The organism is Chryseobacterium sp. Y16C (assembly GCF_022488405.1).
Taxonomy (GTDB): Bacteria; Bacteroidota; Bacteroidia; order Flavobacteriales; family Weeksellaceae; genus Chryseobacterium; species Chryseobacterium geocarposphaerae.
The window spans coordinates 1,638,579-1,652,285 of sequence record NZ_CP092711.1; the positions used below are offsets into that span (position 1 = coordinate 1,638,579).

14 protein-coding genes are annotated in these 13,707 nt (G+C 35.1%); 3 read left to right on the plus strand and 11 right to left on the minus strand.

Translation table 11 applies throughout. The features are described from left to right. The first annotated feature begins 68 nt into the window (after positions 1–68). On the plus strand, positions 69–458 hold the full coding sequence (locus tag MKS83_RS07195) for a winged helix-turn-helix transcriptional regulator (protein WP_240582586.1): 390 nt from the start codon (positions 69–71) through the stop codon (positions 456–458). 65 nt (positions 459–523) lie between these two features. Here MKS83_RS07195 and MKS83_RS07200 read toward each other — a convergent pair whose 3' ends face one another. Together MKS83_RS07200 and MKS83_RS07205 are read right to left on the minus strand one after the other, a co-directional pair. Further along, positions 524–1,018, minus strand: a complete 495-nt coding sequence (locus MKS83_RS07200) for a DUF4274 domain-containing protein (protein WP_240582587.1) — start codon at positions 1,016–1,018, stop codon at positions 524–526. A gap of 105 nt (positions 1,019–1,123) precedes the next feature. Beyond that, positions 1,124–3,556: a thiamine pyrophosphate-dependent enzyme gene (locus MKS83_RS07205; RefSeq protein ID WP_240582588.1), complete on the minus strand. Its 2,433-nt coding sequence runs from the start codon at positions 3,554–3,556 to the stop codon at positions 1,124–1,126. 137 nt (positions 3,557–3,693) lie between these two features. Here MKS83_RS07205 and MKS83_RS07210 point away from each other — a divergent pair, with 137 nt between their 5' ends. Then, the gene (locus MKS83_RS07210; protein ID WP_100376213.1) at positions 3,694–3,987 is read left to right on the plus strand and encodes a hypothetical protein; all 294 of its coding nucleotides are present in this window, start codon (positions 3,694–3,696) and stop codon (positions 3,985–3,987) included. Here MKS83_RS07210 and MKS83_RS07215 read toward each other — a convergent pair whose 3' ends face one another. From MKS83_RS07215 to queA, 6 genes are all read right to left on the minus strand, one after another. Beyond that, positions 3,988–4,965 carry a polyprenyl synthetase family protein gene (locus MKS83_RS07215; RefSeq protein WP_240582589.1) on the minus strand — a complete coding sequence of 326 codons (978 nt, stop codon included), beginning with the start codon at positions 4,963–4,965 and terminating at the stop codon, positions 3,988–3,990. Between the two features lie 72 nt (positions 4,966–5,037). Beyond that, positions 5,038–5,940, minus strand: a complete 903-nt coding sequence (locus MKS83_RS07220) for a hypothetical protein (RefSeq protein WP_240582590.1) — start codon at positions 5,938–5,940, stop codon at positions 5,038–5,040. 74 nt (positions 5,941–6,014) lie between these two features. Next, positions 6,015–6,956 (minus strand): sterol desaturase family protein, encoded by a 942-nt coding sequence (locus tag MKS83_RS07225; protein WP_240582591.1) that lies wholly within the window; start codon positions 6,954–6,956, stop codon positions 6,015–6,017. A 76-nt stretch (positions 6,957–7,032) separates the two neighbouring features. Continuing rightward, a complete protein-coding gene (gene rlmN / locus MKS83_RS07230; RefSeq protein WP_240582592.1) occupies positions 7,033–8,067 on the minus strand; it encodes a 23S rRNA (adenine(2503)-C(2))-methyltransferase RlmN in 1,035 nt (344 codons plus the stop codon). Positions 8,068–8,108: 41 nt separating this feature from the next. Further along, positions 8,109–8,456, minus strand: coding sequence for a four helix bundle protein (locus MKS83_RS07235; protein WP_100376217.1), 348 nt, complete (start codon positions 8,454–8,456; stop codon positions 8,109–8,111). A gap of 48 nt (positions 8,457–8,504) precedes the next feature. Next, entirely contained in the window at positions 8,505–9,554 is a 1,050-nt protein-coding gene (gene queA, locus MKS83_RS07240; RefSeq protein WP_100376218.1) for a tRNA preQ1(34) S-adenosylmethionine ribosyltransferase-isomerase QueA, read from the minus strand. Positions 9,555–9,752: 198 nt separating this feature from the next. On the opposite strand from queA, the gene MKS83_RS07245 reads away from it, so the two are divergent. Beyond that, positions 9,753–10,445, plus strand: a complete 693-nt coding sequence (locus MKS83_RS07245) for an AIM24 family protein (protein ID WP_240582593.1) — start codon at positions 9,753–9,755, stop codon at positions 10,443–10,445. A 47-nt stretch (positions 10,446–10,492) separates the two neighbouring features. Here MKS83_RS07245 and MKS83_RS07250 read toward each other — a convergent pair whose 3' ends face one another. The 3 genes from MKS83_RS07250 to MKS83_RS07260 form a co-directional block, all read right to left on the minus strand. Then, on the minus strand, positions 10,493–10,984 hold the full coding sequence (locus MKS83_RS07250; RefSeq protein ID WP_240582594.1) for a DNA-deoxyinosine glycosylase: 492 nt from the start codon (positions 10,982–10,984) through the stop codon (positions 10,493–10,495). Positions 10,985–11,147: 163 nt separating this feature from the next. After that, complete coding sequence (locus MKS83_RS07255; RefSeq protein ID WP_240582595.1) at positions 11,148–13,142, minus strand: S9 family peptidase; 1,995 nt, start codon at positions 13,140–13,142, stop codon at positions 11,148–11,150. A gap of 189 nt (positions 13,143–13,331) precedes the next feature. After that, the gene (locus MKS83_RS07260; RefSeq protein WP_100376221.1) at positions 13,332–13,676 is read right to left on the minus strand and encodes a phage holin family protein; all 345 of its coding nucleotides are present in this window, start codon (positions 13,674–13,676) and stop codon (positions 13,332–13,334) included. Between the last annotated feature and the right edge of the window lie 31 nt (positions 13,677–13,707).

The following is a 13,707-nucleotide window of genomic DNA, read 5'->3' on the forward strand; positions in this document are numbered from 1 at the left end:
TTGTATCTTTTACATTTAAAAAAGTGGTAACTTTGCAGTAACTTACATTAGTAACGTAAAAGTAACATATGAAGCAAAATGAATTAATGGCTTACAGCTGTCCTTTAGGAAAGGCAATGTCTGCTTTAGGAAGCAAATGGAAACCGATCATCGTATTGGTCATTAAGGACCGAAAATTACGTTTTGGAGAACTTGCGGTACGCATTAATGTAATTTCAAGAAAGGTTTTAACCGACCAATTACGCGAAATGGAAGCCGACGGATTGGTCATTCGTGAAGAGTTTAAAGAAATTCCTCCAAGAGTTGAATATTCCTTAACAGAAAAAGGATTGGCATTGTTGCCCATTTTATATCAGCTTGAAGAGTGGGAAAGGAAATACCATGTGCATGATCCGAATAAAGAGAAAGACTGTAAAACTGTTTTAGAAGAAAAGAAAATAAAAAAAGCTGTCGTTTGACAACTTTTTACCTTCATACATTCTTTTAATTCTAAAATTTTATACAGTAATTGATTTTCAAAACCTTACTTATATTGGTTTTTAAGGAATTTTAGTATTCTTCCAAAATAAATAGGATTAAAACCTTTTATTGTTTTTGTCATCTCAACTGGAATATTCCAATTTAAAATTTGATCATCCTGAATCTCAAAATCCTCTTGAGGATTATAACTAAATAACGATCTTTTAAATTTATTGGATTTGAAAGATTCTATAATTGTTTTTAATAAATGATTAATTTCCCTTTCATAAACTTCTAATTCGCTTTCTGTTTTTTCAAAGTAATAATCCGGACAAGCTCTCCAAAAAATCATCAAAGCTGTTGCTTTATCACATTTGGTAGAGTTCACAATCCAAAATAAAACTTCAACACCATCATCCCAATTATAAATATCAACAAGATAATGGAGTTCGGCAGAACTTAATGTTTTAAATTTTTCAAAATCTGGTTTTTCATCTCGAAAAGACAATTCAAAGAAATTTTCTTTAATAAAATTTTCACGGCTTGGTTTGACAATCATTTGTATTAGTTATTAATTTTAAACAATTTACAAATTTTAAATATCTAATAATAAAAAAACCGCCTCCAAAAAGAAAGCGGTTTAAAAATTTATCTAAAATCTCAATTAAAATATCGCAGGATATTTCTGAGGATTTGTTTCATTAAACATGGCATAGATTTTTTCAACCATATCATCTGCAGATGGCTTAGAGAAATAGTCTCCGTCACTTGCATATGCAGGTCTGTGATCGTTTGCAGAAATCGTCAACGGATCAGAATCTAAGAATCTGAATGCCTTTTGTTTTTCTAAAATCTGCTGAAGGATAAATGCTGAGGTTCCACCTTCCACATCTTCATCGATGACAACTAATCTGTTGGTTTTCTTTACCGATTCAGCAATTTCATGAGTCAAATCAAAAGGAATTAATGACTGAACATCAATAACTTCTGCAGAAATTCCTAATCTTCCTAATTCTTCTGCTGCTTCCATTACAATTCTCCAGGTAGAACCGTACGTTACCAATGTAACATCACTTCCTTCTTTGGTAACCTCTATTTTTCCAACAGGAACAGTAAATTCACCCAAGTTATCCGGTTGTTTTTCCTTTAATCTGTATCCGTTCAGACATTCAACAATTACGGCAGGATCGTCGCTTTGAAGCATTGTGTTATAGAATCCGGCAGCTTTTGTTAAGTTTCTTGGAACCAATACTAAAATCCCTTTTGAAAGATTAAGAATTCCCGCCATTGGAGAACCTGAATGCCAAACTCCTTCTAATCTGTGCCCTCTTGTTCTGATGATTACCGGAGCCTTTTGACCTCCTTTTGTTCTGTACTGAACGGTTGCCAAATCATCGCTCATTCCTTGTAAACAGTATAAAATATAGTCTAAATACTGAATTTCAGCGATTGGTCTTAGACCTCTCATTGCCATTCCAATTCCCTGACCTAAAATAGTTGCTTCACGGATTCCTGTATCGGCAACACGAACGTCACCGTATTTTTCCTGCATTCCTTCAAGACCCTGGTTTACGTCACCAATATTTCCGGCATCTTCACCAAATACTAAAGTTTCAGGATATTTTTCGAAAATTTTATCGAAGTTATTTCTTACCACTACTCTTCCGTCAACATCTTCGGAAGCATCAGAATAAACTGGTTTGATTTCCTGTACATTCTCCGCTTTCCACTGAGACTGAGAATATAAATGAGAAGAATAGTTGTCTTTTTCAACCTCAAAAATCTCATTATATTTCTGCATCAATTGGTTTCTTTCTGCAGAATTTGTTCCTCTAGTTGCCAATAAAGATCTTCTTACCAAATGGAAAACATCTTTTTTAGCTTTTGAAACTAATTTATTGAACTGATTGATATAATTTTCAATTTCAGCATTTTGACCTTTTAAATTTTCAACTAAAGGTAACACTGAACTGATTAAATCTGTGATTGTCTTCTGATAGTTTTCCCAAGCCTGTTTTTGTCCGGCTTTTACCGTTTTTTTAGCTTCTTCATCAATGGCATCCAACTCTTCCGCAGTTGCCAAAACTTCTTCTTTACCGTCAATTTCGATGGAATAATTTAAAATCCATTCTTTGAATTTAACTAATCCGTCAAACTGAGATTCCCAAGCCAAACGTTCTTCGTTTTTATATCTTTCATGAGACCCCGAAGTTGAGTGACCTTGAGGCTGCGTAACTTCAATAACATGAACCACAACCGGAACACTTTCAACTCTCGCAAATTGTTCTGCTCTTGCATAAGCATCCAATAATTCAGCATAATCCCATGCTTTTACCTGAATAATTTCACAACCTTGGTTTTCACCTTCTTTTCTTTGGAAACCACTTAACATTTCAGCAATATCAGCTTTTGCTCTCTGGTTTTTTGTGGGAACTGAAATTCCGTACCCGTCATCCCAAATCGAAACAATCATCGGAACCTGAAGCGCACAAGCTGCATTCAAAGTTTCCCAGAAATGTCCTTCTGCAGTAGAAGCATCCCCGATTGTTCCAAAAGCGATTTCGTTACCTTCTTTTGAGAATTTTTCAGAACCTTCGAATTTAACTGATTTATATATTTTTGAAGCCTGAGCCAACCCTAATAATCTCGGCATTTGTCCTGCTGTAGGAGAAATATCCGAAGAAATATTTTTCTGGGCTGTCAAGTCTTTCCAACTTCCGTCCTCATTTAAACTTCTTGTTGCAAAGTGCCCGTTCATCTGTCTTCCGGCCGATGCAGGCTCTCTTTCAACACTTGTATCTGCATATAACTGTGCAAAGAAGCTCTCTACTGTCAACGCATCTACAGCCAATGCAAAAGTCTGATCTCTATAATATCCTGAACGGAAGTCTCCATTTTTGAAAACCTTCGCCATTGCAAGCTGAGGAAGCTCTTTACCATCCCCAAAAATACCAAATTTAGCTTTTCCTGTAAGAACTTCTCTTCTTCCTAAATAGGACATTTCACGAGAAATTCTCCCTAACTTGTAGTCTTCAAGTATCTGATTTTTAAAATCTTGAAAGGAAATTTGCTGTGTTTCAATATAGGTTGTTTGCATAGCCAAATATAAAATTTTTAAATTCTCGAAGTATTTTGCTAATATACACTTTTTAAATTAATTTTAATTTTTATTAATCTTTTTTAAAAATTTGATAATAAAAAAAATTGTGTTTTATTTTGGTTAAATTTGTATGGATGGAAAAAAAATCTACACATATCTTAAATGCATCGAGCAATCTTTTGGGGTTTTCTTTATTGATAATAACGTCATTGAAGATCTCCAGAATCAGCCACAGCACCTATTTAGATGAATTTGCCGGGGTAGCATGCTTATGTTTTGCCTTCAGCTGCTTTTTTTCTTTCCTATCGATCAGAACAAGGAACGAAAAGCGTGGAAACAGGTTTGAAACCATTGCGGATTATTTATTTTTAACCGCTTTATTTTGCATTGTTTTAGCCGTTATTATTGTAACAATGAAAATTATTTAATTAAAATTTTCTTTCAATTACATACTCAAGCATCAAATGTAAAGCTTTTTTAGCCTCAGAATCAGGAAATTCATCAAGAATATCTTTTGCTTTCTGCTGAAAATCTTTCATCACAGAAATAGCATAATCAAGTCCTCCTGAGGATTTCACGAAATTTATCAACTCTTTTACACGTTTTTGGTCGTTATTATAACGTTTTATCGTATTAAAATAGTATTTTTTATCTTTTTCGTTAGCTATTTTTAAGGTATGAATCAAAGGAAGCGTCATTTTCTGCTCTTTAATATCAATTCCCACAGGTTTTCCGATTACATTTGAGCTTAGATAATCAAAAAGATCATCTTTAATCTGGAAAGCCAATCCAGTGTAAGTTCCGAAGTCCATCATTTTTTTAGCTAAATTTTCATCAGCATTGTTAGATAACACCCCGATCTCGCAACAGGCAGCAATTAAAGTAGCTGTTTTCTGGCGGATAATTTCGTAATATACCTCTTCTGTAATATCTAATTTTCTGGCCTTTTCCAGCTGAAGAAGCTCACCTTCAGACATTTCACGGATGGTTCTTGAAATCACTGCAAGCAGATCGTAATCTTTATGATCCGTAGAAAGTAAAACTGCTTTTGACAATAAGAAATCTCCCACTAAAACCGCAATCTTATTTTTCCATAATGCATTGATGGAGAAAAAATTACGCCTTTTAAAACTTTCATCCACCACATCATCGTGAACCAGAGTCGCAGTATGAATTAGCTCGATCATCGAAGCGCCACGATAAGTTTTTTCATTGACATCCCCGATAAGCTTTGCACAAAGGAATACAAACATAGGACGCATCTGCTTTCCTTTTGTCGTAACGATAAAACGAGTGACTTTATCTAATAAAGGTACTTTGCTCTGCATTGATTCATAAAACTTCTGTTCAAAAAGTTTTATTTCCTCATTGATCGGTTGCTTGATTTCTTCTACGATGTTTGCCACAATCTGCGAATGATGGATAAATAATTATTAATTCTCACAAAGATAATTTTTTTCAGGCAATTTTAAGAGAAATTAATCTTTGAGTTTATCTTCAGGAATAAAATATAAGCATTGTTTTGCCCCTCCCAATGGAGAATGGAATTTCTCACCTGAAATATAAATACCTGACTCATCGGCAGCAACCCCCTCAATCTGACCTATTGAAAGTGCACTTCCCAGATAAAAACGCTCCGGATCTTCTTTAAAGAATATTCCGGGTTCTGTTTCTCTGAAAATATTTAAAAAGACTTCTGTTTTCTTTGTATAGCCTACCAAATACAGTTTTTTATCAAAATAAGCAGCATCTGTTACTACAAAATTGATTTTAAAAGCCTCGATTTTTTTGGCCTCCTGCTTTTCCGAAATTGTGGGATCTACAGTATAATGTGTTGTAGATTTTGATGCCCATTCTTTAGTAAAAACATGAATTTTACCGTCTAAAAAAATCATAGCCTCTGCATCGAAATCGGTTTTTAAATTCTTGGGTGTAAAATCGGTTTGCTCAGAATAGAAAAATGGGATTGAAGTAGCATCTAAAACTGTTTCTGAGAAAGAACTCTGATTAGCATCATGAAGTTTTTTATAAGATATTTTATAAATGGTAAGATCTTTTCTTGTACCAGCATTATTACCGAAATCGCCTATATAGAAATTTTCACCATCATTCGTTAAAGCCTCCCAATCAGTATTGGTTAAGTTTGTTTTGAATATCCTGATTATTTCACCATTATCTTTATTGAGTTCAAAAAGATCAGGAGTATTGCCACTGTCGTTAAAGGTGTAAAGCTTTTCATTTAGCATACTTAATCCAGATGTTTCCTGAACTTTCGCATCCAAATAGTTCACCCTGTATTTTCTGATTTTAAAAATTCCTGGTTGCTGAGAGAGTGAAAATATGGAAACTAAGAGAAAAACAATTGGGAAGAATTTTTTCATACAGCAAAATTAGCTTTTTTCCGATAAAACAAAAGACAGGCAAAAGCCCGTCCATTTGATATTATAGTTTTTCGTTACGCAGATTTCTCGTGAATCTGTTCTTTTTTCCTGTTCTTTTTCTCCCAATATTCCCGTTGGTAATCTTTAACAGTTTTTCCTGTTCCGTCATGTCTCCATCCCGGCGAATTGAATATATAATTAAAGCGGTCTTTAATAGTAAGATTGGGTTGCTTAAGATCTTTTGCTATTTTCTGCCATTCATATAGTAAGGTCGTTATCGGCCCATCATCCGGCATTTTAGGATAAATTCCGAATTTCACAGGAACTTTAGGGTCTTCAGGTTCAAAAGTCCCGAAAATTTTATCCCAGAATATAAAAACCATTCCCATATTTCTATCCAAATATTTGATATTACATCCATGATGAACCCTATGGTGAGAAGGCGTCACCAGAATGTATTCTAAGAAACCCATTTTTTTTACAGTCTGTGTATGCACCCATGTTCCGTAAACCTGACCAATAGCGTAACAAACCATGATTGTCCAAGGATTAAAGCCTAAAAATGCCAAAGGGGAGAAAAACAGATAACGATATAAAGGCTGAAAAACCGGGCTCCGGAAGCCTGTTGTTAGGTTAAAATATTCGGAATTATGATGAGTAATATGTACTGCCCAAAAAGCCCTGGATTTATGATCTACCAAATGATGGAAATAATAGGCCAGATCTGTTGCAAGGAAACACAATACCCAATAATACCAGGTTCCCATATCAAAATCGAACAGTCTGAAACTAAAGAAAAAGAACATTACGCCCATCGCAAAAGCCTTCATCACCAGATCCAGACCGAAGTTCATCAGTGCAAGATATATATTGGTAAAGAGATCTTTTCGACTGTACAAATGCGCCTGTGCTACGCTGCTATAAATCATTTCCGCTAAAATAACGGTAGCATGAACAGGAATAGCCCAAGCATAAACACTTTCCAACCCATTCTCACTCATAAAATAATCCATCATCTGTTACTTAGTTTAAGTACAAATTTAGAATTTTAAGAGATCATTAAGAATATTTTTTGATTTTTTTAATGAAATTTTAATCTACAGTCTTATTGGCAAGCTGACCGCAAGCAGCATCAATATCACCTCCACGACTTTTTCTCACTACACAAACAATTCCTGCATTTTCTAACTGACGAATGTAGTTTTCTTCTGCTTGTTTGTTGCATTGATCATATTTTCCGTCACCAATAGGATTGTACTGAATAAGATTTACTTTAGAAGGAACCTGTTTACAATATCTGATTAAAGCTTTAATATCTTCATCGCCATCATTGATTCCTTTCCAGACACAGTATTCAAAAGTGATTACAGAACCTGTTTTCTTGTACCAGTATTGAAGAGATTCCATGATTTCCGTTAAAGGAAATTTATCCGAGAAAGGCATGATCTCGTTACGCTTAGATTCAATTGCCGAGTGAAGTGACAAAGCCAGTTTCACTTTCAATTCTTCATCAGCCAACATTTTGATCATCTTTGGAATTCCCGAAGTAGAAACGGTGATTCTTCTCGGAGACATTCCCAAACCTTCCGGCTGGGTGATTTTTCTGATAGCTTCCACAACATTTTTGTAATTCATCATCGGCTCTCCCATTCCCATAAAAACAATATTGGAAAGCGGCCTATCGAAATACATCTTACTCTGACTGTCAATGAGAGCAACCTGATCCACGATTTCTGCAACTTCAAGATTTCTCATTCTTTTGAGTCTCGCTGTTGCACAAAATTCGCAGTTCAGAGAGCAGCCAACCTGTGAAGACACACAAGCCGTTGTTCTGGTTTCCGTTGGAATTAAAACGGATTCTACCATTAAACCGTCATGAAGCTTTACTCCGTTTTTAATGGTTCCGTCAGAACTTTTCTGAAGCAGATCAACTGAAACAGGGTTTATGGTATATTCTTCAGAGATTTTATCCCGAAGCTGTTTTGAAAGATTCGTCATCTCATCAATCGAATGGAGGTTTTTACTCCACAACCAGTCATACACCTGCTTCGCACGAAACGGCTTTTCTCCTAAAGACACAAAATAGTCTTTAAGCTGGTCTAATGATAATGTACGGATATCTTTCATATTATTTAAAGAGCCAAGTTAAAAGTAAAAATTAAAAAGTTTTAAAGTTTGGTATTATTAACTATTGCAGCTAAAATATTCTTTAATTCAGCACTTTCATTTAATAAAGCTTTAAATTCTTCAGAATCATAGCCTTCTAATTTTTCTAAAATCCGAAGCCAAAAATTACTTTCTCTGGCTTCTCTTAAAGCAATTTTCACTTTATTTTTAAAATCTGCTTTAGAAGATCCGGCTTGTGATTCTTCATAATTAGCTCCTATTGAAGTTGCTGATTTACCAAGTTGAAATCTTATTAACTTACTTTCAGGATCATTTGGAAGTGATCTTAAAAACTTAAGACAATTCACTCCAAATATAAAAGTTCTTGTAAGTAAATCATTTTCTTTCATCTCAACGTATACTTTTTACTTTTAACCTGGTTCTTTTTACTTATTTTGTTATAAAATCAACATTGCATCTCCGTAAGAGTAGAATTTATACTTCTCTTTTACGGCTTCTTCGTATGCGTGCATTACGAAATCTCTTCCTGCAAACGCAGCAATCATCATAATTAATGTAGATTTTGGCGTATGGAAGTTGGTGATCATACAGTTGGCAACTCCGAACTCGTGTGGAGGATAAATGAATTTATTCGTCCAGCCATGGAAAGCAGAGATTTTCTTGTTGGAAGAAACTGAAGTTTCCAATGTTCTCATTGTTGTAGTTCCAACAGCACAAACTCTTTTATTCGCTTCAACGGCATTGTTGATGATCTGAGCGTTTTTCTCATCAATGAAGATTTCTTCAGACTCCATTTTGTGCTTAGAAAGATCTTCCACTTCAATCGGGTTGAAAGTTCCCAAACCAACGTGAAGCGTAACCTCAGCAAAATCGATTCCTTTGATTTCCAATCTCTTCATCAGATGTTTTGAAAAGTGAAGACCTGCAGTAGGTGCAGCAACCGCTCCTTCTACTTTTGCGTAGATCGTTTGGTATCTTTCTGCATCTTCCGGCTCAACATCTCTTTTGATATATTTTGGAAGCGGAGTTTCTCCTAATTCCTTTAATTTGGCTCTGAATTCTTCGTAAGAACCATCGAATAAGAATCTCAATGTTCTCCCTCTTGAAGTCGTGTTATCAATAACTTCTGCTACCAAAGATTCATCTTCTGTGAAGAATAATTTATTACCAATTCTGATTTTTCTTGCAGGATCTACCAAAACATCCCAAACACGAGTTTCTTTGTCAAGCTCTCTCAACAAGAAAACTTCAATCTTAGCTCCTGTTTTTTCTTTATTTCCATAAAGACGCGCCGGGAAAACTTTAGTATTGTTGAAAATAAAAAGATCCCCTTCATCGAAATAATCAACAACATCTTTGAACAATTTATGCTCAATAGTTTCGGTTTTTCTGTTCAAAACCATTAATCTCGCTTCGTCTCTGTGCTCGGATGGGTGTTCTGCCAATAATTCTGCAGGAAGATCAAAATTAAAATCTGATGTTTTCATTTTTTAAATTACGGTTTAAAAATTATTGAAATTACAAGGTGTAATTTTCGAGGTGCAAATATACGACATGAGACACCCCTTTGTCAAGTATTATTTAAATAGATATTAAATTAATTTTAATTGAAACAAAAAACCGTGATTTTACGATAATTTTTGACACTTAAAAACGCTACTTTTGGGAACATTAAAATTTACACTATGAGCAAATATTCAATTGAATCTTTTGTAGACGAAACAAAAGAAAATTCGCAAGAAAGAGATTATTTTGAACTGGAAAAACCCGCACTTTTAGAAATCAACTTAAACAACCAATCGGTCTGGACAAAGACAGGAAGTATGGTCGGCTACGTTGGGAACATCAATTTTGAAAGACAGGGAATGCTTTCTGGAGGAATCGGGAATTTATTGAAAAAAGCCATTAGCGGAGAAGGGTCCAAACTGATGAAAGCTGAAGGAACCGGAAAATTATATGTAGCGGACGAAGGAAAAAAAGTCCGTATTCTTTATCTTAACAACGAAGCTGTTTGTGTAAACGGAAACGACGTTTTGGCACACGAACAGAGTATAAAAAGTGACATCACGATGTTAAAAAGTATCGCCGGGGTTATGTCTGGCGGACTTTTCCAGGTAAAACTTTCAGGAACCGGGCATATCGCTATCACAACTCATGGTGAACCGTTGACTTTAATGGTAACCCCAGATGCTCCGGTTTTCACAGATCCCAATGCGACCGTTGCCTGGTCCGGAAATTTAAGTCCGGAGCTAAAAACCAATGTTTCTTTCAAAAGTCTGATCGGAAGAGGAAGTGGTGAAGAATTTCAGATGAAATTTTCAGGAAGTGGCTGGGTTTTGATACAGCCTTATGAAGAGGTTTATAGAATTGAGAAATAATGATAATTAGATAAATTTAAGCAGAAATAGTTTTTATTTCTGCTTTTTTATTCTAGAAATTCTAAAACCCTTTTCCATTCCTCCAATTTCTTTTCAAAAGAAACTGTATGTAGCGGGCTCGTTGATGGCAATAAAAATATAGGAATTTTATAATTCTTCCCTAAAATTTTCTGCAAATTCTTATAAAATTTCCCACCATTACAAAAGATTGCGTGGATATTCGGATATTCTTCCAAAAGTTCTTCAATCTGATTTGCTTCTTCATTTCTTATTTCTGAATCCAGACTTCCTTTTCTTTCACAGGAATCGATAACATCCCAAAGTGCAATATGGTGTTTTTTTAAAACATTAATCTTTTCCTCATAATCATCAGTGAAGCTTTCATTAAATAATTCAAAGATAATTTTCCAGAATTTATTTTGAGGATGGCCATAATATTGTTGTTTTTCCAGAGATTTCACTCCAGGAATTGAGCCTAATATTAAAATTTTAGAATGATCATCAATAATGGGTGAAAAAGAAAAAATTCTGTTTTGCATAGATCAAATTTATATTTTTGAATTCGAATTAAAACAAAAAACGGACAAAAATGCCCGTTTTTATTTATAGTTTCTGGTAATTTCAAAATATTACCTGGTTTTAACCATCCCGTCAAAAATTCTAACGAATTTTCGACACTTCTCCAGAGGAGGGGAATTGGAATTACAAAGTTTCTTTCAACCAGTCAAAGAATTCTCTCTGCCAAACCAACCCATTTTGTGGATGAAGAACCCAGTGGTTTTCGTTCGGAAAGTATACCAGTTTTGATTTCAACCCTCTTAATTTAGCAGCCTGGAAAGCTTCCTGACCTTGTTCGTAAGGAACTCTGAAATCAATTCCTCCCTGAACAATCATAATTGGCTTATTCCATTTCTCTACATAATTACTCGGATTGAATTCCGTATATGCTTTTGGCAAAGGTTTTTCCCAAGGAGAACCTAAATCCCAGTTCGCAAACCAAAGTTCTTCAGTCGTTAAATACCAAGATTTCATATCAAACAATCCGTCGTGAGCGATAAATGTTTTGAATCTGTTCTCATGAATTCCCGCCAACATAAATACACTGTATCCTCCGTAACTTGCTCCAACTGCTGCCACTCTGTCTCCGTCTACATAAGGTAACGTTTTTGCATAATCGGTAGCTGCCAAATAATCTCTCATTGGCTGTCCTCCCCAATCTCTTGAGATCTCTTCATTCCATTTCGTTCCCCAACCCGGCATTCCTCTTCTGTTTGGAGCTACTACGATATATCCGTTTGCTGCCATTAATGCAAAGTTCCATCTTGTACTGAAAAACTGTGTCAATGCAGACTGCGGACCTCCCTGACAATATACCAACGTCGGATATTTTTTATTCGGATCAAAGTTTGGTGGGTAATGAAACCATACTCCCATTTCTTTCCCATCGGAAGTTTTCACCATTTTCAATTCAGATTTTCCCTGAGCTAATTTTGAATACATATCTTTATTTGCTTCAGTGATCTGCTTCATTTCTCCGTTTTTAATATTGACAGAGAAAATATCCGTTGCATGGTTGATGTCAGTTCTTCCTACTAAAAGTGAGCTTTTCTGATCTGCAAAGATTTCATTCACATCAAAATCACCTCTCGTAATCTGCTGCACTTTAGCGCTTTTAGGATCTAATGAGAACAATTGTTTTGTTCCTCTGAAAGCTGCAGTGAAATAAATCGTTTTAGAATCTCCGCTCCAGAAAACATCTCCGGAAACGCTTTCATCCCAACTGCTTGTTAAGTTTGAAATTTTTCCTGATTTCCAGTCCATGATTTTTACATCATTCTTGTCCGCTTCATAGCCGTCTCTGGCCATACTCTGCCAGATTAAAGATTTTCCGTCCGGACTGAATTTTGGGTTTACATCATATCCTTTATTAGCTTCTGTCAGATTTTTTGTTGTTCCTGAAGCAAAATCATACGCGAAAATATCTGTATTGGTACTTGTAGAATATTCCTTACCGCTTTTCGGTTTCGTTACGTATAAAAGTTGTGCAGAATCCGGGCTCCAGATGAAATCTTCTGCTCCGCCGAAAGGTCTTTGAGGAGAATCCCACATTTTTCCTTCCAATAAGTCTTTTGCAGCATCCACCTTATCTGAAGTGTTGACTACAAAAACATGATTATATTTCCCTTCGTTAAAGTAATCCCAATGTCTGTGGTTCAAATCTGTATACACTTGCGCTGTAGTCTTGGGAGTATCGGAATATTTGTCTTTTCCCATTACTTTTTCCACCAAAACCTGCTTACTGAAAGCAATTTTTTTACCATCAGGAGAAATTACCACATTATCAGCTTCCCCGATTGTGTAAAATTCCGACCATGTTTTACCATTGTCTTTGGAAAGAAAAATCTTGTCACCTTCCTGGGCATAGATTCCGTTTTTATCCCACTGGATAAGCGCTTTCTTACCAAAATCAATTTTTGTGGACTGATTATTAAGAACATTTAGGAAATAGTTCTCACTTTTTGTTTTTTCGGTTTTAAGATCAACCTGCCCCACTTTATAGATAAGTGAGGACTGATCCGGTGAAACTGCCTGTACTCCAACTTTTTTCAAAGTCCATAGGATTTCAGGCGTCATTACTTGTTGTGCATTCATTAAAAGCGGAGCTGCCAAAGCCAGCAGACTGTACTTAAGTTTCATATTCTGATATTCATTTTTAACGGATCTATAAAATCTTACTCAATTTCATACTCCTAAATTCAAAGATTGCCAAAGTTAATATTTAAAATAAAAATGAACGAAAGAATTAACATTTAAGTTATTTCTTATCTCAAAAGAAAAATCCGTCGGTTAAAAACTGACGGATTTTATATTGTTTAAGGGATTTTTTTAATCTCCATCTGAAAACATTGAGTTGGCCAGAGAAGTAATGATTGACAGCAAAATACTGAAAAGAAATGCCCACCAAAATCCATCGATTTCCATGCTATCAATAAAATAATCTGCTAATAAAATAATTAAAGCATTAATTACCAAAGCGAAGAAACCTAATGTAATAATAGTAAGTGGCAATCCGAATAAGCTTAGTATCGGTTTTACAATTACATTCAGCACCCCTAAAACGATGGCAAAAATAATGGCTGTGCTAAATCCTTCAAAATGTACTCCCGGCAAAATTTTAGTGAGAAGATATGCTACAATGGCAGTGATCAATAATCGGATAATGAAGTTCATGTTATTTATTTTTATTATTTGTAGTAACTAG

Coding starts and splice junctions, on each gene's coding strand:
- MKS83_RS07205 (WP_240582588.1), bottom strand. CDS start 3,556: ATGCAAACAACCTATATTGAAACACAGCAAATTTCCTTTCAAGATTTT.
- MKS83_RS07260 (WP_100376221.1), bottom strand. CDS start 13,676: ATGAACTTCATTATCCGATTATTGATCACTGCCATTGTAGCATATCTT.
- MKS83_RS07235 (WP_100376217.1), bottom strand. CDS start 8,456: ATGAAAGAAAATGATTTACTTACAAGAACTTTTATATTTGGAGTGAAT.
- MKS83_RS07210 (WP_100376213.1), top strand. CDS start 3,694: ATGGAAAAAAAATCTACACATATCTTAAATGCATCGAGCAATCTTTTG.
- queA (WP_100376218.1), bottom strand. CDS start 9,554: ATGAAAACATCAGATTTTAATTTTGATCTTCCTGCAGAATTATTGGCA.
- MKS83_RS07245 (WP_240582593.1), top strand. CDS start 9,753: ATGAGCAAATATTCAATTGAATCTTTTGTAGACGAAACAAAAGAAAAT.
- MKS83_RS07255 (WP_240582595.1), bottom strand. CDS start 13,142: ATGAAACTTAAGTACAGTCTGCTGGCTTTGGCAGCTCCGCTTTTAATG.
- rlmN (WP_240582592.1), bottom strand. CDS start 8,067: ATGAAAGATATCCGTACATTATCATTAGACCAGCTTAAAGACTATTTT.
- MKS83_RS07200 (WP_240582587.1), bottom strand. CDS start 1,018: ATGATTGTCAAACCAAGCCGTGAAAATTTTATTAAAGAAAATTTCTTT.
- MKS83_RS07225 (WP_240582591.1), bottom strand. CDS start 6,956: ATGATGGATTATTTTATGAGTGAGAATGGGTTGGAAAGTGTTTATGCT.
- MKS83_RS07195 (WP_240582586.1), top strand. CDS start 69: ATGAAGCAAAATGAATTAATGGCTTACAGCTGTCCTTTAGGAAAGGCA.
- MKS83_RS07220 (WP_240582590.1), bottom strand. CDS start 5,940: ATGAAAAAATTCTTCCCAATTGTTTTTCTCTTAGTTTCCATATTTTCA.
- MKS83_RS07250 (WP_240582594.1), bottom strand. CDS start 10,984: ATGCAAAACAGAATTTTTTCTTTTTCACCCATTATTGATGATCATTCT.